This is a genomic window from Eubacterium sp. ER2 (assembly GCF_000765215.1).
Classification (GTDB): Bacteria; Bacillota; Clostridia; order Lachnospirales; family Lachnospiraceae; genus Claveliimonas; species Claveliimonas intestinigallinarum.
This window is the reverse complement of the sequence record NZ_JPJE01000001.1, coordinates 47,354-67,565: the sequence shown is the minus strand read 5'-3', so window position 1 is coordinate 67,565 and position 20,212 is coordinate 47,354. Positions and strand designations below refer to the sequence as shown.

21 protein-coding genes are annotated in these 20,212 nt (G+C 56.7%); 17 read left to right on the top strand and 4 right to left on the bottom strand.

The features are described 5' to 3' along the window. Positions 1-99 precede the first annotated feature (99 nt). The 9 genes from treC (at position 100) to NI21_RS0100300 (ending at position 8,815) form a co-directional block, all read left to right on the top strand. Positions 100-1,746: an alpha,alpha-phosphotrehalase gene (gene treC, locus NI21_RS0100340; RefSeq protein ID WP_033124237.1), complete on the top strand. Its 1,647-nt coding sequence runs from the start codon at positions 100-102 to the stop codon at positions 1,744-1,746. Between the two features lie 16 nt (positions 1,747-1,762). Then, the gene (locus NI21_RS0100335; RefSeq protein WP_033124236.1) at positions 1,763-2,020 is read left to right on the top strand and encodes an HPr family phosphocarrier protein; all 258 of its coding nucleotides are present in this window, start codon (positions 1,763-1,765) and stop codon (positions 2,018-2,020) included. A 44-nt stretch (positions 2,021-2,064) separates the two neighbouring features. Next, positions 2,065-3,684 carry a phosphoenolpyruvate--protein phosphotransferase gene (gene ptsP / locus NI21_RS0100330; RefSeq protein ID WP_033124235.1) on the top strand — a complete coding sequence of 540 codons (1,620 nt, stop codon included), beginning with the start codon at positions 2,065-2,067 and terminating at the stop codon, positions 3,682-3,684. 157 nt (positions 3,685-3,841) lie between these two features. Next, on the top strand, positions 3,842-4,243 hold the full coding sequence (locus tag NI21_RS0100325) for a helix-turn-helix domain-containing protein (protein WP_033124234.1): 402 nt from the start codon (positions 3,842-3,844) through the stop codon (positions 4,241-4,243). 217 nt (positions 4,244-4,460) lie between these two features. Further along, positions 4,461-4,994, top strand: a complete 534-nt coding sequence (locus tag NI21_RS0100320; RefSeq protein ID WP_033124233.1) for a hypothetical protein — start codon at positions 4,461-4,463, stop codon at positions 4,992-4,994. Positions 4,995-5,016: 22 nt separating this feature from the next. Then, positions 5,017-6,348: a serine dehydratase subunit alpha family protein gene (locus tag NI21_RS0100315; RefSeq protein ID WP_033124232.1), complete on the top strand. Its 1,332-nt coding sequence runs from the start codon at positions 5,017-5,019 to the stop codon at positions 6,346-6,348. 51 nt (positions 6,349-6,399) lie between these two features. Beyond that, positions 6,400-6,786, top strand: coding sequence for a diacylglycerol kinase family protein (locus NI21_RS0100310; protein WP_033124256.1), 387 nt, complete (start codon positions 6,400-6,402; stop codon positions 6,784-6,786). Between the two features lie 66 nt (positions 6,787-6,852). Beyond that, positions 6,853-7,224, top strand: coding sequence for a phasin family protein (locus NI21_RS0100305; RefSeq protein ID WP_033124231.1), 372 nt, complete (start codon positions 6,853-6,855; stop codon positions 7,222-7,224). Beyond that, positions 7,217-8,815, top strand: a complete 1,599-nt coding sequence (locus NI21_RS0100300) for an AarF/ABC1/UbiB kinase family protein (RefSeq protein WP_033124230.1) — start codon at positions 7,217-7,219, stop codon at positions 8,813-8,815. The genes NI21_RS0100305 and NI21_RS0100300 overlap by 8 nt, the downstream gene beginning before the upstream one ends. Before the next feature lie 109 nt (positions 8,816-8,924). Here NI21_RS0100300 and NI21_RS0100295 read toward each other — a convergent pair whose 3' ends face one another. Further along, entirely contained in the window at positions 8,925-9,521 is a 597-nt protein-coding gene (locus tag NI21_RS0100295; protein WP_052083727.1) for a biotin transporter BioY, read from the bottom strand. Positions 9,522-9,668: 147 nt separating this feature from the next. Continuing rightward, positions 9,669-11,231, bottom strand: coding sequence for a PTS sugar transporter (locus NI21_RS0100290; protein ID WP_033124229.1), 1,563 nt, complete (start codon positions 11,229-11,231; stop codon positions 9,669-9,671). Positions 11,232-11,420: 189 nt separating this feature from the next. On the opposite strand from NI21_RS0100290, the gene nadA reads away from it, so the two are divergent. From nadA to NI21_RS0100260, 6 genes are read left to right on the top strand one after another with little or no spacing between them, the layout of a single operon-like run. After that, entirely contained in the window at positions 11,421-12,329 is a 909-nt protein-coding gene (gene nadA, locus NI21_RS0100285; RefSeq protein WP_033124228.1) for a quinolinate synthase NadA, read from the top strand. A 22-nt stretch (positions 12,330-12,351) separates the two neighbouring features. After that, the gene (locus NI21_RS0100280) at positions 12,352-13,554 is read left to right on the top strand and encodes an L-aspartate oxidase (RefSeq protein ID WP_033124227.1); all 1,203 of its coding nucleotides are present in this window, start codon (positions 12,352-12,354) and stop codon (positions 13,552-13,554) included. Positions 13,555-13,580: 26 nt separating this feature from the next. Further along, positions 13,581-14,432, top strand: a complete 852-nt coding sequence (gene nadC, locus NI21_RS0100275) for a carboxylating nicotinate-nucleotide diphosphorylase (protein WP_033124254.1) — start codon at positions 13,581-13,583, stop codon at positions 14,430-14,432. Between the two features lie 39 nt (positions 14,433-14,471). After that, positions 14,472-15,032 carry a transcription repressor NadR gene (locus tag NI21_RS0100270; RefSeq protein WP_033124226.1) on the top strand — a complete coding sequence of 187 codons (561 nt, stop codon included), beginning with the start codon at positions 14,472-14,474 and terminating at the stop codon, positions 15,030-15,032. Continuing rightward, entirely contained in the window at positions 15,001-16,029 is a 1,029-nt protein-coding gene (locus NI21_RS16205) for an NUDIX domain-containing protein (RefSeq protein ID WP_081957909.1), read from the top strand. The genes NI21_RS0100270 and NI21_RS16205 overlap by 32 nt, the downstream gene beginning before the upstream one ends. Positions 16,030-16,038: 9 nt before the next feature. Beyond that, positions 16,039-16,947, top strand: a complete 909-nt coding sequence (locus NI21_RS0100260) for an aldose 1-epimerase family protein (protein WP_171031521.1) — start codon at positions 16,039-16,041, stop codon at positions 16,945-16,947. A gap of 4 nt (positions 16,948-16,951) precedes the next feature. Here the strand turns inward: NI21_RS0100260 and NI21_RS15960 are convergent, their stop codons facing one another. Then, on the bottom strand, positions 16,952-17,836 hold the full coding sequence (locus NI21_RS15960) for a zf-HC2 domain-containing protein (protein WP_052083726.1): 885 nt from the start codon (positions 17,834-17,836) through the stop codon (positions 16,952-16,954). Positions 17,837-17,859: 23 nt separating this feature from the next. Continuing rightward, complete coding sequence (locus NI21_RS0100250) at positions 17,860-18,369, bottom strand: RNA polymerase sigma factor (RefSeq protein ID WP_033124225.1); 510 nt, start codon at positions 18,367-18,369, stop codon at positions 17,860-17,862. A 193-nt stretch (positions 18,370-18,562) separates the two neighbouring features. On the opposite strand from NI21_RS0100250, the gene NI21_RS0100245 reads away from it, so the two are divergent. Together NI21_RS0100245 and NI21_RS0100240 are read left to right on the top strand one after the other, a co-directional pair. After that, entirely contained in the window at positions 18,563-19,231 is a 669-nt protein-coding gene (locus NI21_RS0100245) for a response regulator transcription factor (RefSeq protein WP_033124224.1), read from the top strand. A gap of 17 nt (positions 19,232-19,248) precedes the next feature. Further along, positions 19,249-20,208, top strand: coding sequence for a sensor histidine kinase KdpD (locus NI21_RS0100240; RefSeq protein ID WP_052083729.1), 960 nt, complete (start codon positions 19,249-19,251; stop codon positions 20,206-20,208). The last annotated feature ends 4 nt before the right edge of the window (positions 20,209-20,212 follow it).

Here is a 20,212-nt window from a genome sequence, read left to right as displayed (position 1 = left end):
AGAAATGCCCATCTCCATGGCTCATTCATCTGAGATAGTAACTTGAAAAACCTTTATTTTAAAGGAAAATCACTTGACAATATAGGGAGGAAAAGTAAGATGGCAGATTTTAAGAAGAGCGTTGTATATCAGATTTATCCGAAATCCTTTTACGACACAAACGGCGACGGGCTGGGCGACCTGAAGGGCGTGACGGCAAAGCTGGACTATATCAAGGAGCTGGGTGTGGACTACATCTGGATGACCCCCTTCTTCGTGTCCCCCCAGAACGATAACGGCTACGACGTGGAGGACTACTACAACATTGATCCAAGATACGGCACCATGGAGGACTTTGAGGAGCTCTCCAGGGAGGCCGCCAGGAGGGGCATCAAGCTGATGCTGGACATGGTCTTCAACCACACCTCCAGCCATCACGAGTGGTTTCAGAAGGCGCTGGCGGGAGACCCCAAATACAAGGATTACTACATTTTTAAGAAGGGGAAGGCCAACGGAGAGCCCCCCACAAACTGGGAGAGCAAGTTCGGTGGAAACGCCTGGGAGTACGTGGAAAAGTTTGACGAGTACTACCTCCACCTCTTCGATGTGTCCCAGCCGGATCTGAACTGGGACAACGAGGAAGTGAGAAAAGAGATCCAGAAGGTGGTGAAATTCTGGATGTCCAAGGGCGTGAAGGGCTTCCGCTTTGACGTTATCAATCTGATCAGCAAGGATCGGTTTGAGGACGACTACGAGGGAGACGGCCGCCGCTTCTACACCGACGGACCCAACATCCACAAATACCTGCAGGAGCTCAATGCGGCTACCTTCGGCACGGACGCTGAGATCATTACCGTGGGGGAGATGTCCAGCACCACTATGGAGAACTGCTATCACTATGCTAACGAGGATGGGAAGGAGCTGTCCATGGTGTTCAGCTTCCATCATCTGAAGGTGGATTTTATGGGGAATGAGAAGTGGGTCATCGTGCCCTTTGATTTCCTGAAGCTGAAAAACATCCTCTTTGACTGGCAGACCCACATGGCAGAGCACCATGCCTGGAACGCGGTGTTCTGGTGCAACCATGACCAGCCAAGGGTGGTATCCCGGTTTGGAAACGAGAAGAAGTACTGGAAGGAGTCGGCCAAGATGCTGGCCGCTGTTATCCACTGCCTGCGGGGCACGCCCTACATCTATCAGGGTGAGGAGCTGGGCATGACAAACGCCGGGTTTACGGACATTTCCCAGTATAAGGACGTGGAGAGCCTGAACCATTTCCGCATCCTTCAGGAGAAGGGCCTGAGCGAGGAGAACGCCTACCAGATCCTGCAGATCCACTCCCGGGACAACAGCCGTACGCCCATGCAGTGGACGGCCGGCGAGAACGGCGGTTTCACGGAAGGGAAGCCGTGGATAGAGGTCAACAAAAACTGCAGCACCATCAACGCTGAGGCGGAGATGAAGGACGAGACCTCCGTGTTTGCTTTCTACAAAAAGCTGGTACAGCTGAGAAAAGACTATGACATAATCGCGTACGGAGATTTTGAGCCAAAAGCAGAAAAAAATCTTTCCATTTTTGCCTATAAGCGGTATTATAGAGGAAAGGAGCTTCTGGTGATAGGTAATTTCTATGGCACACCGGTCCGCTGGGATGCAGGAGAGGACCTGGAGGCCTATGAGTGTCTGCTCGGAAACTATGACGAGCAGGAACTGAAGGGCACGGAAGCGGCTTTAAAACCATACGAAACAATGATTTTGTATAAGTAAGAGAGGAGAAAACAAAATGAAGACATTCAACTACACCATCAAGGACGAACTGGGGATCCACGCAAGACCGGCAGGACTTCTTGTAAAAGAGGCAAAGAAGTTTGAGTCCAAGATCACTCTGTCCGGAAATGGAAAATCTGCTGAGGCAGGAAAACTTCTTGCTATCATGGGCATGGGATTAAAGCAGGGCGCAGAGCTTACAGTGACAGCTGAGGGTGCCGATGAGGACGCGGCTATCGCAGCTATGCAGGAATTTCTGGAGAAGAACTTATAGGATCCGGAAAGCGTAGCAGGTAAGTAAGAAGAAAGGAGTGCGCCATGAAAACTTATCAGGGTAAATCCATACTGAAAGGAACTGCCATTGGAAAGATCCTTTACTATTCCAAGGAAGAGCAGATGGTGCAGAGAAAGAGCATAGATGACCCGGAGGCGGAGTGGAAGCGGTATGAGGACGCCAAGGCGCAGGCCTCAGAGCAGCTGAATGCCCTCTATGAGAAGGCGCTGAAGGAGGTGGGCGAGCAGGGAGCCGCTATCTTCGAGGTGCACGGCATGATGCTGGAGGACGACGACTTCAACGACTCCATCAAAAATATGATCGAGAACCAGAAGGTCAACGCGGAGTACGCGGTGGCCACCACCGGGGACAATTTCTCCATGATGTTCGCCCAGATGGAGGATGAGTACTTCAAGGCCAGATCCGCTGACATCAAGGATATAGCGGAGAGGGTAGTGGGGATCCTCCAGGGCAGGCATACAGCAGGAGATCTGGGAGATGAGCCTGTGATCCTGGCTGCCAGGGATCTGGCTCCCAGTGAGACCGTGCAGATGGACAAGTCCAAGCTCCTTGGCTTTGTGACAGAGCTTGGATCCGCCAACTCCCACACAGCTATCCTGGCCCGGACCATGAACATTCCGGCGCTGATCGGTATTCCGGTAAGCCAGGAGCTGGATGGCAGGATGGCGGTCATCGATGGGGTGAAGGGCGAGCTGATCGTGGATCCGGACGAGGAGACGCTGGCCTACTATCAGGGGAAGAAGGACGAGGAGAAGAAGCAGCGAGAGCTTCTCCAGCAGCTGAAGGGTAAAGAGGATGTCACTCTTGACGGAAAGAAGATCCGTCTCTACGCCAACATCGGAAGCGTGGGCGATGTGGCCAGGGTGCTGGCCAACGATGCGGGCGGCATCGGACTTTTCAGAAGTGAGTTCCTCTACCTTGAGAAGGACACCTTCCCGACAGAGGAGGAGCAGTTCCAGGCTTACCGCACAGTGGCGGAGACGATGGCCGGAAAGAAGGTCATCATCCGTACACTGGACATCGGTGCGGACAAGCAGGCGGACTACTTCAATCTGGCCCACGAGGACAATCCGGCCATGGGCTACCGGGCCATCCGTATCTGCCTGGATCAGCCGGAGATCTTCAAGACTCAGCTGCGGGCGCTTCTTCGTGCCAGCGCATATGGCAACATCGGCATCATGTTCCCCATGATCATCTCCGTGAAGGAGGTGCAGCAGGCCAAGCAGTATGTGGCTGAGATCAAGGCGGAGCTGGATGAGAAGGGCATCCCCTACGGGGATGTGGAGCTGGGCATCATGATCGAGACGCCGGCCGCAGTCATCATCAGTGAGCAGCTTGCGAAGGAAGTAGATTTCTTCAGCATCGGAACCAACGACCTGACCCAGTACACGCTGGCTATTGACCGTCAGAACGCCAAGCTGGACAACATCTACGACTCCCATCACCCGGCCGTGCTGGAGATGATCCGCATGACAGTGGAGAACGGACACAAGGGCGGCTGCTGGGTGGGTATCTGCGGAGAGCTTGGAGCGGACACCACACTGACGGAGGACTTCCTGAAGATGGGTGTGGACGAGCTGTCCGTGACACCAGGAAGCGTGCTTCCAATCCGTGAGATCATCAGAAATACATCTGTGAAATAAAGCTTGCATAAAGCGGAATTAAGAAGAGTGGAAGATTGTCTTCCGCTCTTTTTTTGGCTATCTCAGTGCAGGCAAAGGTTCTTTGCGTGACTTTTCCGCTGAAACCGGCTATGATGAAGATAAATAGACAGGCATTATGACGGAAGGGGGAAGAAAGATGGCAAAGATTGGCAGGAATATCAGAGAACAGAGGATGAAAAAAGGACTGTCCCAGGAGGAACTGGCGGCCAGGCTGGCTGTCATTCTGCTGCTGTATGTGATTTCCCAAGTCATTGCCGGGTACGAGGAGGACGCGGCCCGAACCACGTATATGATGCCGTGCATCAGTCTCTTTATGAGACTTACAGGGTATCCTGTCCTGTTTCTGTGGACCGGCAGTACAGTGACTTCCCTGATCATGGCCATGACAGGGGGAACATCGCCCTTTTTGGTGCGAAAAAGCATGATCCACAGGGCAGTTCTTGTGCCATTTGCCGGCTGCCTGCTTTTTATGGCGCCTTTTTCTCTCTCGTTTTTAGCGATGAAGATCTGGGCCTGGGCGGCTGCGTGCTGTGGCTGACCAAAACGGAGAAGAAAAAATAATCCGGGCATATTGCGCTTTCCCGGCGCAGGTGCTATACTCTGTTCATCAACTCATGGAAAGATCTGACTTTCCTGTGAATTCATGGCTGGTTCAGCCGGAAATTCCATTTTAACAGCCGTGGCAGGGATCTTTGTGCGGTTTCGGCCACGGGACAACAGAATAGGGAAGGAGAAAAAGCCTATGGGAAAAGGAAATGTTGCTGTCAATCAGTGGCTGCAGGACAGAGACAGGTTCGCGGATCTGTTTAACGGAACTCTCCAATCTCATCGACGTGGGAAATGTGGAGGATGTGAGCCGGTTCCACACGGATTTACAAGTGATTTTCGGCATGTTAAAATGTAGACAGGATGCGGAAAAGCTGAGAGAGTACGTGGAGCAGTACAGGGAGTACTTTGAGAGCGTGGACCTGGAGACATACCAGGCCCTGCGGGAGCTGCTGCACTCAGAGAAAATTCTGAGAGATGTGAGAAAGGACAGAAAGGAGACGAGGGTCAATATGTGCAAGGCGTTGGAGGATCTGTATCAGAACGGCGTAGATACTGGCAGGGAACAGGGAATAGAGCAGGGCGTGGAGCGGGGCAGGCTCCAGGGAATACGGGCCCTGGTGGAGACATGCCGGGAGCTGGGGCAGACACAAGAGACAGCCGGACAGAAGGTGGCGGAGAAGTTTTCCGTCCCGCCCGAGCAGGCTGAAGAATACGCGGCAGCCTACTGGGGAAAGAATTGAAAGCAGAGGGGAGGATGGACAGATGCATGAACTGACAGAGATGATCCGGGAGGACATGAAGCCGGCTCTCGGAGTGACGGAGCCGGGAGCCATCGCCTTTGCGGCGGCGAAGGCCAGAAGCTGTGTGCCGGGGGAGGTGAAAAGCGTCGTTGTCTCCATGAACAGCGGCATGTACAAAAATGCTTTCACCTGCGGCATCCCAGGCACTGACCAGGTGGGGAGCGTCTACGCAGCGGCTCTCGGGACAGTGGCCGGAGACCCAAAGAAGGGGCTGGAGTGTCTGGCCTGCGTGTCGGAGGAGGACAATGCGAAGGCCAGGGAGCTGATCCGGGAGGGAAAGGTAAAGACGATCCTTGACAGCATCTCCAGCCGCATCTTTATCGAGGCCAGCGTGGAGACAGAGGCGGGAACCGCTGCCGTCACCATACGGGACACCCACACCAATATCGTGAAGATCACTGTGAACGGGGAAACGATCTTCGAGAAGGCGCGGGAGCTGGTCGGGGAGACGGACGGAGAGAAGGCAGGAGAAGAGACAGAGGAGCAGGCGGACAGCGGCGCAGGGGAGGAAGGCCATGCCATCCACAGGTATACGCTGGCAGAGCTGGTAGACTATATAGAGAAGGTGGACGCCGCGGAGCTGGACTTCATCCGGGAGGCCTATGAGGTCAATCTGAGGCTCTTCCACCTGGGACTTGAGAGCTCCAAGACCACCTTTGCCCGTCACCTTCTGAAGCTCAATGGAGGGCAGGTGATCTCAGACAACGAGCAGGCCACAGCGTCCCTTCTGTGCAATGGCGCCATCGAGGCCAGGGTCATCGGGCTGGACGCCCCCGCTATGAGCATCACAGGCTCCGGGGCCCACGGCATCATCGCCACCATGCCGCTCTACGCGGCCTACCGGGTGAACAGCTACACAGAGGAGCAGCTTCTTCGGGCCACAGCCCTCTCCTACCTTGTGTGCATGTACATCAAAGAGTACTCGGGCAGGCTGTCCGCCTTCTGCGGGTGCGCCATAGCGGCGGGGTCGGGCATGGCCTGCGGCCTTGTGTGGCTGCGGGGCGGCACTGTGGAGGAGATGGCCCACACCCTGAACAACATGGCCAGCAGCATCACGGGCATGATCTGCGACGGCGGGAACCAGGGCTGCACCATGAAGGGCATCGCGGCGGTGGACGCGGCGTACAAGTCTGTGGAGTTTGCCATGAACGGCATCTATATAGCGGACGTCCACGGCATCAACGGGAAGACGCCGGAGGAGACCATGCGGAACATGGGCCGGATCGCCTCCCCGGGTATGACGGGCACAGAGGAGACCATTGTGGAGATTTTTGAGGAAAAACGGCTGTCATAGCTGGTGTTTTCTGCTATAATGAAGACAAATCTCTGCCGGGAGGGAAGGAGCATGGGCGGACAGAAAAAGCCACCTCTTTACAGGAGCTTCGGCTATGCCTTTGAGGGCATTTTTGCCGTGATAAAAAAAGAGAGAAACATGAAGATACACTGCTGTATGATGGCTCTGGTCATTGCGGCGGGGCTGTTTTTTCAGATATCGGCGCTGGAGTGGTGCGTCTGCTTTGTTCTCTTTGGCCTGATCATGTCCCTGGAGCTTGTGAACACGGCTGTGGAGTCAGTGGTGGATCTGGTGACGGAGAAGCGGCATCCCCTTGCCAAGCTGGCAAAGGATGCGGCGGCGGGGGCTGTGCTGATTGCCTCCATCATGGCGGCAGCGGCGGGCCTCATCATCTTTATCCCAAAGGGCTGGCAGTTCCTTCTGGGACTGCTGGGCTAAGAGAAGGGCAAAACGGCGGAGAAGAACAGGATAAGTAAGACAGATATAGTGAAGGGAGAGATTTCTATGGAAAACTTTGGAGACGGCATCAAAAAACTTCTGCTGGCAGGCATCGGAGCCGTGGCAGTGACGACGGAGAAGTCCAAAGAAGTACTGGACGATATGGTGAAAAAGGGTGAGCTGACCGTGGAGCAGGGGAAGGCCCTGAACGAGGAACTCAAGCACAATATCAAGAAGACCATGAAGGAGAAGGTCAATGTGTCCGTGAAGGCGTCCACGCCGGAGGAGCTGGACGCGCTTCTGGATCGCATGTCGCCGGAGCAGATCGAGGCTCTGAAGGCCCGCATCCAGGCCATGGAGGCTGAGGCGGACGGAGAAGAGGAGGAGACCGACCAGGAGGAGGCCGGCGGACCGGAGGAAGATAAGGCCCATGAGTAGACAGGAGTCTGACGACAGGGAGGCGGGGCAGTACAAGAGCCGTCTTAGGGAGATGACGTCTGTCCTGCACAAATACGAGATCACCAAGGGGCTGACGCCGGAGAAGCTGCGGATGATACTGGAGGATCTGGGCCCCACCTTTATAAAAATCGGGCAGATCATGTCCATGCACTCAGATATCCTTCCAAAGCGGTACTGCGACGAGCTGATGAAGCTCCGCTCGGACGTAAAGCCCATGCCCTTCTCGGAGGTGTCGGAGGTGCTGGACGAGTCCTACGGCTGCCCTTGGGGCGCCATTTTCCGGGAGATCAGCGAGAAGCCGCTGGGATCCGCCTCCATCGCCCAGGTGCACAGGGCGGTCTTAAAGGACGGCTCCCCTGTGGTTATCAAGGTGCAGAGGAAGGGGATCTACGGCATCATGGCCAGGGACATCTCCCTTCTTAGAAAGGCGGTGAGGCTTCTCCCGCCGGTGAGCATCAAGGGCATGGTGGATCTGGATATGGTCTTGGGAGAGCTGTGGGATGTGACCCGGGAGGAGATGAATTTTCTCACAGAGGCCGCCAATATGGAGGAGTTTGCCCGGAAAAACGAGGGCATCGCCTATGTGGGCTTTCCTGTGCTGTACCAGGAGTACACGACCATCCACGTGCTTGTCATGGAGTACATCGACGGCTTTGGCATAGACGAGAAGGAGAAGCTGGTGGAAAACGGCTATGACCTGAAGGAAGTGGGAAGCCGCCTGGCGGACAACTACATGAAGCAGGTGATAGAGGACGGATTTTTCCACGCGGATCCCCATCCCGGGAACCTGCGGATCCGGGATGGCAAGATCATCTGGATCGACATGGGCATGATGGGTCGGCTCACGGAGCGGGACAGAGAGCTCATCGCCAAGGCTGTCCGGGGCGTGGCCGTGAACGACGTGGGACTGATCCAGGAGGCTGTCATGGCCCTGGGAGAGTTCAAGGAAAATCCGGATCCGAGCCGGCTTTACGAGGATATCAGCAATCTTCTGGCCAAGTACGGCACTGTGGATATGGGGGATATCGATGTGGCGGAGGTCATGATGGATCTGATGGAGGTCATGAAGGAGAACCGGATCATCATGCCCCACGGACTGACTATGCTGGCCAGGGGCCTGACTCACATGGAGGGAGTGCTGGCCGATATTGCCCCGGAGATCAATATGGTGGAGATCGCCGCGGGCCGCATCAAGGCAAATATTGTCAAGAATTTTGACTGGAAAAAGGAGCTGAAAAGCGGCGGGAAGACGCTGTACCGGGCGGTGCAGAGAGCCCTGGACATTCCGGTCCTCGTCTCGGACGCGGTGCAGGGATATCTGAAGGGGCAGACAAAGGTGAACCTGGATCTGCACGCCTCGCCGGAGCTTGCCAGGCTTCTTCGGAGGATGGTGCAGAATATTGTCATGGGCCTGTGGGTCATGGCCCTTCTCATCAGCTCCAGCATCATCTGTACCACAGACATGAGGCCAAAGATCTGGGGCATCCCCGCGCTGGGGGCCTTCGGCTACCTTATCGCCTTTGTCATTGTCATGTACGTATTTTTGAAGCATCTGTTCTCAAAAAAATAGAGATACGGCGGATTTTATCTCCTGCCGTATCTCTTTTTTTGGTACAGGGATTTCTGTCATTGGGTTTCACTGCTTTCCTGTCTTCTCCAGTCGGAAGTCTCTTTCTTGATCAAGAGAGAACCCTGCTTATGATCGGAATGAGCCGCCGCGCCGTCAGGGACGCGAGAACACAGAGGAGAAAATCTCCCGACGCGGTCAGTATAAAACAGTTGAAGATCACAACGCTCCACGGGACGGGAGTGTCCAGCACATAGTTGCTGACAACGTAATAGTACAGATTACCGGACAGGTACATCACCGCAAAGCCCGCCATGGAGACGGCCAGATAGGAAAAAATGTGCCTGGGGTGAAACCGTTCCGTCAGCCAGCCCACGATCGCGGCCGTGAACAGGAAGCCCAGGAGAAAGCCAAAGGTGGGCCGCAGCAGATAGGAGGGGCCGCCTCCGGAGGCAAAGATGGGCACGCCGCAGAGCCCCAGGAGAAGATAGATCCCCACGCTCAGGCTGCCGTGCTTCCCGCCCAGGATAAATCCTGCCAGGAGAGCAAAATAAAACTGGAGTGTGAAGTGCATGGGAAGCGGTTGTACGGGGATCGTGATCTGGATAAACGCTCCGATGGCCACCAGGGCGGTAAAAAGGCCGCACATAGTCAGAGTCTGCACTTTTTTGTTTGCTTTGGGGACAGATCCCCCGCTCTTGTAATTCATCAATTGTATGCACCTGCTTTGATTAATAAAATCCGAATGTTCCACAGCTGCAGCTTATCCAAAAGCCGCATGCTTTTTTTATTATAGGAGCGGGCTCTTCCGTTGTCAAGAAAAGCAGCGCCGCCTTCCGGAAGCGCTGCCTGAGATTTATGCTTTTTTCTTCTCCCTTACGTTGGCCAGGGAGGTGATGATAAAGGCCAGGACCGCAGCCACCAGCATACAGATCAGAAACTGGAGTCCGTGCCCCTCGTTGGCCATGGCTGGCGCCACCACGGAAGGCACATAGGCGGTTCCCCTGACGTTAAAAAGTCCCACCAGGGCTCCGGAGACGCAGGCGCTTATGAGCGCTCCGCCAAAGACGATCCGGCTGGAGAACATGAAGGGATAGGCGGCCTCCACGAAGGTGCCGAAGCACACATTTACAAGGAAGCCGGGAAGGGCTGCCGCAGCCTGCCCTTTGTCCTTGGGGAAGAGCACATTGGCCAGTGTGATGCCAGCTGACACCATGACAAGCCCTGTCATGTCGATAGCGCCCAGGAAGCTGAAGCCGGCCTCCTCCATCTCCAGAAGAACGATAGGCAGGATGGCTGCGTGGTACACGCCTCCGATGATAGCCGGCCAGATGAGCACGCCGGCCAGGGCCCCCGCAAGCACCGGGTTGATGTCAATGGCCGCGTTGATGGCGTCGCAGATCAGATTGCCAAGCCAGAGGGCAACAGGCGATATGAGATACATGCCGATGAGGCCCGCGGCCAGTCCGCCCAGCCCGCCTGCGGCGATATTTGCCGTTGTACCGGGAATGTTGTGGCGAAAGCAGAAAATGCTTATGTAATAGGAGAAAACGCCGGCCACGATACCCACAATGAGTCCGCCGATGATGCCGCCGTCCACAGCCAGCACGCCGGAGACAATGCCGGCCACTACGCCTACCTCGTCCAGGCCTGACACCTGTTTGGCGGCTATGGCACAGATGACTACAGGGATGGAGGCAACCAGCGTGTCAAACACATTGGACAGGTCCGTCAGGACCGGGATGCGGCTGATGGCAAGGCAGAGGGCCATGGCGATGAAGGCGGGGAGACTTGTCATCATGATGCCCCGGAAATTGATCCGCTTCCATATATTGGTCTGGAGATTTTCCGCGGCCTGGGCCCCGGTCTTTCCGATGACGGGGCGGTAGCGGATGCCCCACTCCCTGGCGAAGGCGGTGGTGAAGGCCACGGCTCTCGTCCGGTTGGTGGTCCCGGTGGTGCCGGAGGCAGACAGGACCTTTCCGCCCATGCTCTGCACCTTTGCCACAGAGCTGCCGCCGGTGCCGGCCAGGGGAAGCTGGGCCTCTATGGCGGCCTGGAAAGCGAGGTGGTTGATCCTGTCAGGCTCCGCGCTGACGAACATGACGCCGTCGATCTGCCCTTCACGTACCATCTGGGCGATGCGGGCGTCCACCTCCAGGGCGGCGTCGTTGATCTGGGAGAGGGTGCCCTCCTTTTCCAGATACAGCTCCCCGTCCCTCCAGGTGTACAGCTTTGCGGGGCTGTCCTGCCCTGCTGTGTCCAGACTGGAGGAGGCCAGTATATACTGCACGGCGGCCACCTCCATCTGGGCGGCCCTTGTCTGGAGAAGGATCTCCTTCATCATGCCCTGGATGTCATTCCCGCCCTGTTTAAAGAGATTGCCTCCGCTGCTTCCGATAAATGCGATTTTCTTCATGTACTTTTCTCCTCTACTACTTTATCATGGTAAACTATTAACAACCTAAACAGTATAGCATACAGATTACGGGGACGCAAGGCCTTATATGTAATCTTACTCTCGCATATTTGTAAATACATGTGTCTTGTCACATGTAAATAACAGTGGTATAATGGGGAAAGTTCGTGTTAAAAAGGAGAAAATGATATGGATATCAAAGAGGAGATCAATCAATTAAAAAAAGAAAAGGACGCGGTGATTCTGGCCCACTATTACGTGCGGCCGGAGGTACAGGAGATTGCCGACTATACAGGGGATTCCTTTTATCTGAGCCGGACAGCAGAAAAGCTGACCTGCCGGGTGATTGTCTTTGCCGGCGTGTTTTTCATGGGGGAGAGCGCCAAGATCCTGAACCCGGAGAAGGTGGTGCTCATGCCGGAGGTGTCGGCGGACTGCGCCATGGCCCACATGGCGGATCCGGAGACTATTCAGAAAATGCGGGATACATACGATGACCTGGCGGTAGTGTGCTACATCAACTCCACGGCAGAGCTGAAAAGACATTCCGATGTGTGCGTTACCTCGGCCAATGCGGTACAGATCGTGCGAGAGCTGCCCAACAGGCATATCTTCTTTATTCCGGACAGAAATCTGGCCCGGTTCGTGGCCCGGCAGGTGCCGGAAAAGCACTTTGTCTTCAACGACGGCTTTTGTCCCGTCCATGAAAGCATGAAGGTTCGGGAGATAGAGAGGGCAAGGCGGCAGCACCCGGAGGCGCTGACTCTTGTCCACCCGGAATGTCCCGCTGCCATCTGTGACATGGCAGACTATGTAGGAAGCACCTCTGGGATCATCAGGTATGCCCAGGACAGCCCTTCCAGAGAGTTCATCGTCTGCACAGAGAGCGGGGTTCGGTGGGAGCTGGAGCGGAAAAATCCGGGCAAGACATTTTATTTTCCTGATACAGAGCCTGTCTGCGAGGATATGAAGACTATCACCCTGGAGAAGATCAGAGATGTGCTGAGGACGGGAAACAATGAGATCCATGTGGAAGAAAGCTCTGCCAGCCAGGCCGCAAAGCCTCTTGAGAGGATGATGGACCTGGCGGCGAAATAAGATAAAAGGAGGTGCAAAGAGCATGAAGATACATGCGGACACAGTGATCGTGGGAACCGGCGTGGCGGGACTTTTTGCCGCCCTCAGCCTGCCCCGGAATCTGAATATTGTCATGATCACGAAGGCTGACCTGGAGAGCAGCGATTCTTTCCTGGCACAGGGCGGGATATGTGTGCTCCGGGACGAGGAGGACTACGACAGTTATTTTGAGGACACTATGCGGGCCGGACACTACGAGAACCGGAGGGAGTCTGTGGATATTATGATCCGCGGTTCCCGCCAGATCATCAGGGAGTTAGTTGGGTACGGCGTGGAATTTGCGAAGGACAGCAACGGTGGGTTCGCCTACACAAGGGAGGGGGCCCACTCCAGGCCCAGAATTCTCTTCCACGAGGATATCACGGGGAAGGAGATCACGAGCCATCTCCTGGATCAGGTGAGAAAGCTGGAGAATGTCACGCTGTATGAGTATACGGAGATGACAGATATTATAGAAGAGAAGGGACGCTGCACGGGGGTTCTCGCGAGGAAGGGCGAGGAGAGGATCGCCATACGGGCGCCATTCACGATTCTGGCAAGCGGAGGCATTGGCGGCAGATACAGGCATTCCACTAATTTTCCCCACCTGACCGGGGACGCCATCGACATTGCGAAAAAGCATGGTATCCGTCTGGAGCACCTGGACTATGTTCAGATCCATCCCACTACACTCTACTCCAGGAAGCCGGGACGCAGGTTTCTCATCTCCGAGTCAGTGAGGGGAGAGGGAGCCTGGCTGCTGAACCGGGACGGAGAGAGATTTGTGGATGAGCTGCTTCCCAGGGACGTGGTGACGGAGGCGATCCAAAAGCAGATGGAAAAGGACGGGACGGATCATGTGTGGCTGTCTATGGCCCCCATTCCCAGGGAGAAGATCCTGAGCCATTTCCCCAATATTTACCGCCATTGCCTGGAGGAGGGGTATGATGTGACAAGGGAGAGGATTCCCGTGGTGCCGGCCCAGCACTATTTTATGGGCGGTATCTGGGTGGACAGTGAGAGCCGCACATCCATGCCCTGTCTCTACGCGGCGGGGGAGACGAGCTGCAACGGAGTCCACGGGGCCAACCGGCTGGCCAGCAACTCCCTGCTGGAGAGCCTTGTATTTGCCAGAAGGGCGGCAAAGGATATTGCCCGCAGAACAGCACAGGAGACTCTGGACATGGCAGAGCAGAAAATAGTATAATGGAAAACAGCAAGGAGAGAGATGAGATGAACAGAATTACAATGACACTGCAGGTGGATCACCTGCTTCTGGAGGCGCTGAAGGAGGATATTTCCAGCGAGGATGTGACGACAAACGCGGTGATGAAGGAGGCCGTGCCCGGGCAGGTGGATCTGATCGCCAAGCAGGAGGGCGTGATTGCGGGCCTTGATGTGTTCCGGAGAGTCTTCCAGCTTCTGGACGAGAATACGGAGGTCGTTTTCTTCTGCCGGGACGGCGAGAGAGTGACTAAAGGACAGCTCATGGGCAAGGTGGAGGGAGACATCCGGGTACTTCTGTCCGGTGAGAGGGTGGCTCTCAACTATCTGCAGCGGATGAGCGGTATCGCCACCTACACCCGCTCCGTGGCGGATCTCCTGGAGGGGACGGGCATCCGCCTTTTGGATACAAGGAAGACCACGCCCAATATGCGCGTTTTTGAGAAATATGCGGTCCGCGTGGGAGGCGGATACAACCACCGCTACAATCTGTCCGACGGGGTGCTTTTGAAGGACAACCATATCGGCGCCGCCGGCGGCGTGAGGGAAGCCGTCCGCATGGCAAGGGAGTATGCGCCCTTTGTGCGCAGGATCGAGGTGGAGACGGAAAATCTGGAGATGGTGAAGGAGGCCGTTGAGGCGGGAGCCGACATTATCATGCTGGACAACATGTCCCCGGAGGAGATGAAGGAGGCGGTGCGCCTCATAGACGGCAGGGCTGAAACCGAGTGCTCGGGAAACGTGACAAAGGAGAATATTGCCAGCCTTGTGTCCACTGGGGTGGATTATATTTCCAGCGGGGCCCTCACTCATTCGGCTCCCATACTGGACATTTCTATGAAAAATCTCCACGCCCTGTAGGCAGTCGGAAAAACGAGAAGCAAAGGAGGCCAGAAGAAAATGACTGGTTCTGATAGAAGAGAAGATATCGTCCGGAGGATCCAGGAGAGCGGAAGACCGGTTCCCGCAAAGAGTCTGGCCGCTCTCTACCATGTGAGCCGGCAGGTGATCGTGCAGGACGTTGCCCTGATCCGGGCCGCGGGCTATGAGATCATCTCCACCAACCGGGGCTATATACTGGGGACAGCGCCCTCTGTCAGCCGGGTGCTGAAGGTGAAGCACACAGACGACCAGCTGGAGGAGGAGCTGTGCGCCATCGTGGATCTGGGCGGCGCGGTGGAGAACGTCATGGTGAACCACAGGGTGTACGGGCACCTGGAGGCGGATCTGCACATCACCTCCAGGAGAAGAGTGGCGGAATTTATCAGCGACATCAAAAGCGGGAAGTCCAGCCCTCTGAAAAATATTACCTCGGGGTATCACTATCACAGGATCACGGCGGACAGCGAGGAGACTCTGGATATGATAGAGGAGGACCTGAGAAAAAGAGGGTTCCTTGTGGAGCCGAAGGAGGATGAGAGGGAGGGCCATGACGAGACTGAGTACACTCTGCTACATTGAGCAGGACGGGAAATACCTGATGCTTCACCGGACGGTGAAGAAGGAGGATGTAAATAAAGACAAGTGGATCGGTGTGGGCGGACATTTTGAGAGGAACGAGAGCCCGGAGGAGTGCCTTCTGCGGGAGGTGTGGGAGGAGACGGGGTACACCCTCACCTCCTGGCAGTACCGGGGGATCGTTACTTTTATCTACGGGGAGGACACCACGGAGTACATGTCCCTCTACACGGCGGACGGATTTACCGGGGAGCCCCACCCCTGCGACGAGGGACAGCTGGAGTGGGTGGACAAGGAGGAAGTGCTTTGCCTGAACATCTGGGAGGGAGACAAGATCTTTTTCCGCCTCCTGAATGAGGGGCGGCCTTTTTTCTCCCTGAAGCTTGTCTACGACAGGACGGACACCCTTCTGGAGGCCGCCCTGGACGGAAGGCCGCTGGAGCTCTTCGACATTTTAAATGAGGACGGCACAAGGACGGGCCTTGTGAGGGAGAGGGGCGTGGCCCACCTGGAGGGGAGCCTCCACCCCACCGCTCACGTCTGGATCGTCCGGAAAAAGGAGGACGGCTGGGATCTTCTCCTGCAGAAGAGGAGCGCCTGCAAGGACTCCAATCCGGGGTGCTGGGATATCTCCTCCGCTGGACATGTGGAGGCGGGGGACGATTACCTCCCCTCCGCCATCCGGGAGCTCGCTGAGGAGCTGGGCATCCGGGCCCGGGAGGAGGAGCTTCACTTTGTGGGCATGCGCCGGGCACAGTTTGAGGATGTCTTCTACGGCAGGCCCTTCCGGGACAATGAGCTGAGCGCCGTCTATATCTACCGGGAGCCGGTGGACGAGACCGCCCTCTCCCTCCAGGAGTCCGAGGTGGAGGCCGTGCGCTGGATGGACTACCGGGAGTGCTGGAGGCAGGTGGAGGAAGACACCCTGCCAAACTGCATGTATCTGGACGAGCTGAAAATGGTGGGAGACTTCCTGTTTGGAGAAAAAGAGAAGGAGTAAATGTGAAAGATGGGACTGGAAGGGATTAAGATAAAACTGGAAAATGAGTCGCTGGAGGCCCAGATCAGCCTCCACGGGGCGGAGCTGAAATCGCTGAAGCAGAAGGCCAGGGGCACAGAGTATATGTGGAAGGGGGATCCTGCCTACTGGGGAAGGACGTCTCCGGTTCTTTTCCCCTTTGTGGGAGGCGTGCGGGATAAAAAATACAGGATCGGGGACGTGAAATACCCCATGGGCCAGCACGGCTTTGCCAGAGATAAGGATTTCGCTCTGGCCAGCGTGACACAGAGAGAGGCCTGGTTTGTCCTGGAGGACGATGAGGAGACAAGGGAGGTGTACCCCTTCCCCTTCCGGCTGGAGATCGGCTACCGGCTGGAGGATAAGGAGCTCCTGGTGATGTGGCGGGTGACAAACACCGGCAGCAGCGATATGTATTTTGCCATCGGCGCACATCCGGCTTTTTGCTGCCCTGTGAGAGAGTGGGAGAAGCAGGTCGACTACAGCCTCTGCATCCGGGACAGACAGGGGGAGAAGCGGCCATCCTTTGTGAACCGGGTATTCGGGCAGGGGGGACTTGCCACGGACCAGGAGGTCACCTTTGAGCTGAAGGACGGCCTGCTGCCTGTCAGCGAGCACCTCTTTGACGGGGATGCCCTGATCCTGGAAAACGGCCAGGCCGGCAGCGTCTCCCTTGTGGATCCGAAGGGCAGGGAGTACCTGCAGGTGTCCTTTGAAGCCCCTCTTGTGGGGATCTGGTCTCCGCCGAAGAAGAAGGCCCCCTTTGTCTGCATCGAGCCCTGGTACGGGCGCTGCGACAGAGAGGGCTTTGACGGGGAGCTGAAGGACCGGGAGTGGGAGAACAGTCTGGAGCCTGGAAAGGTCTTTGAGGCGTCCTACCGGATCCGGATCAGAAGATAGGCTTTTACTCTTTCTCGTTAAAGGAGAGGACATAGCAGTAGTTTTCGGAATAGAGGGCAGAGGGCATCCATCCCTCACTCTCCTTTGTTTCGTGCGCGGACCTATTTTCCTGCACCAGCTCTTCTATGTCCCCGGGCGCGTCGGAGATGGGATCCCCCTCCTCATAGAGAGGCAGGATCTCGCCTCCCTTCCCCACAAAGTAGACCCCGTCAGAGGTCCGGCGGACAAGCCTGTGCTCCGCTGTCACAGGATCCTCCCGGTAGTAGGTGAGCTCCTCCGGCACGAGGAAATAGAAGGAGGAGGAATAGCCCTCTGCTTTTGGAAAATCAGACCAGTATCTCTGGAGGGAGATGCCGTTGGTATTGCCGCCGGAGGCGCTGACATCCACTTCGGGGCTGGACTTATCCTCTACCACATACTGGCGGTCAAAGGAGGAGATATAGGTGTTCACATTAAAGGAGCAGTAGATGGAGCCGTCCTCCAGACGGTACACATCCTGTACCTCCACGTCGTCCACAGAAATCCTCTTATCCAGCACTGGCACAGCCTCCGCCACCCGCTCTCTGGCCAAGACCATGAAGGGGGCGGAGGAGGTGAGGGCCGCGTACAGGGCCAGCAGGATGAGGGCCGCCGCGCCGGCGGTCATGACCTGGCGGAAGGTCAGCTTCCGGGCAAGCCTCTCAAACAAATCCCGGTCCCTTTCTATCTGCTTCGCGTCCTCGCCGCCGGAGGTGATTTCCGGAAGCTCTGCGCTCATCTTTTCGTAGTATGCCCGGCAGTTCTCACAGCCGGAGAGGTGGTCCTCCACCATGTCTTTGCTGGCGTCGCTGCACACATTGTCCTTGTACAGGGGCAGCAGGTCCCTCACAATATCGCAGGAAATTTTCATGACATACACATCCTTTCATGCATTTACTGCAGGCTGTCCTGGGACAGCTCTTTTATGATCTTCATCCTGGCCCGGTAGTAGGTGACTCTGGCCCAGTTCTCCTGTTTTCCAAAGATATCCCCGATCTCCCGGAAGCTCAGCTCCCCCAAGGTCCGCAGAGTGAAGACCTCCTTGTAGGGCTCGTCCAGGCAGTGGAGGACCCGGTAGATGGAGAGAGCCTCCTCCTTTTGGATACAGGCCTCGGACACGTCCGGAGCCGGCATCTGCCGTTCGGCCAGACTCTCGCCCGCGGCCTCCTGCGGCACCAGGCGTTTCCCCCTTCGGAGCTGATCCATGTAGAGGTTCTTGGCGATCTGACACAGCCAGGATGTGACAGAGCAGCCTCCTTTAAAATGGCGGATGTCCTTCAGGGCCCGGAAGAAGGTCTCCTGGGTGATCTCCTCTGCCGTGTGGGGATCCCTGCTCATGGAGAGGACAAAGAGATACACATCCCTGAAAAAACGGTCGTACAGCTCTTCAAAATCAATCTTCACCGTGTCGTCACCTCCCCTCTTTGCACATTAGACGCAGATCCCGGTATGTTTGTTACAGATTTTCCTGAAAAAGTTTCTTTTTTTACAGAAGCCGGTATATATGGTATGATAGCGTCAGTATGAGAAAATGTCTACCGGGAGCTGCGGGTGGGCAGGCCGTGCACTCCAGGGCAGAAGGGAAGGAAAAAGGGACATGAAGATAGAGATCATAGAGGACGACCGGCTTCTGGGGCAGGCCCTGGAAATTTTTCTGAAAAAAGAGGGATATGAGACAGCTCTGGCCCGCTCCTGCCGGGAGGCGCGGGAGCGGCTGGAGCCTTCTGTCTGCCTCCTCCTTGTGGATATCACGCTGCCTGACGGGGACGGGATCCGTCTGTACCGGGAGCTGACGAAGAGCAGGCCGATCCCCGGCATCTTTCTCACAGCCCGGGACGAGGAGGAGGACATGCTGGCGGCCTTCGATGCGGGAGCCGACGACTATGTGGTGAAGCCCTTCCCCATGCAGGTGCTCTCCCGCCGGATCAGGGCCGTGCTGCGAAGGAGTGAGGCCAGGCAGGGGCAGGTTCTTGTCTGCCGGGAGCTGACCCTCTGGCCGGAGAGGAAGGAGGCAAGCCTGGCCGGACAGCCCCTCCCCCTGACGCCCAGAGAGTACCGTCTCCTGGAGCTCTTCATGAGAAATCAGGGGCGGGTCCTTGGAAAGGAGAGCATCCTGGAACAGGTCTGGGATGTGGACGGCCGGTTTGTGGGTGAGGGGACTGTGAGCGTCACGGTAAACCGGCTGCGCAAAAAGATCGATACCCGGCCCGGGCAGGAGAGCTACATCCAGAATGTCTTCGGCCTGGGATACCGCTTCGGAGAGTGAGAGGGGGAAAGAGCGCTGTGTGGATATGGATTGCGGCGGGAGCCGTCCTGGGAGCGGGGATTTCTTCTGCTCTTGTCCTTCATGTGCAGAGAAGGAGAAGGGCGGAGGAGCTTGCGGAGCTGGCAGGGCTTGCGCGGGACGTGCTGGACGAAAGGGACATACAGGAGAGGGCGGCGGGGGAGGAGACCCTCTACGGCCGCATAGAGCATATGCTGGTGCGCATCCAGCGCATGAACCGGGGACGGCAGGAGGAGCTTGCGGCGAGCCGGAGGCGGATCCAGGAGCTGATCACGGAGATCGCCCACCAGATGCGCACGCCCCTGGCAAACGGGGGCACCTACCTGGAGCTGCTGGAGGGAGAGCTCTCAGAGAGGAGGGGCGCCGGAGAAGAATGTGCGGGGGAGGCCTCTGTGCCCGACCCCGTGCCTCTGTATCTGGAGGCACTGCGAAGCTCCCAGGAAAAGCTCCGCTTCCTGACCGAGGAGTTTATCCGGATCTCCCGGCTGGAAAACAACATCATCCGCATCCGGAAGGAGGAGAGGGACATTGCCGGTACCATAGAGGCGGCCCTTGCCCAGGCCCGCCCCAGGGCAAAGGAGAAGGGCGTGGAGATCCTGGAAGATCTGCCCGGAGGGCTGGACTGCCCGCATGACCCGGGCTGGCTGGGGGAGGCCCTGTGGAATGTGCTGGACAATGCGGTCAAGTACAGCCTTGAGGGCGGACACATATGGGTGGGGGTATCCAGAGGCGAACTGTATCTGACCATCCGGGTGGCGGACGAGGGGATCGGCATCGACGAGGGGGAGGAGGCCCTGGTGTTCCGGCGGTTTTACAGGGGAAGAAGGGCAGCCTCTCAGGAGGGGCTGGGCGTGGGCCTCTATCTGGCGAGGGAGATCACGGCCCGGCATGGAGGCTTTATGGAGATACAGCGCAGGGATCCCGGCGTGGAGGTGAGGATCTGCCTGCCTGACATATAGCGCC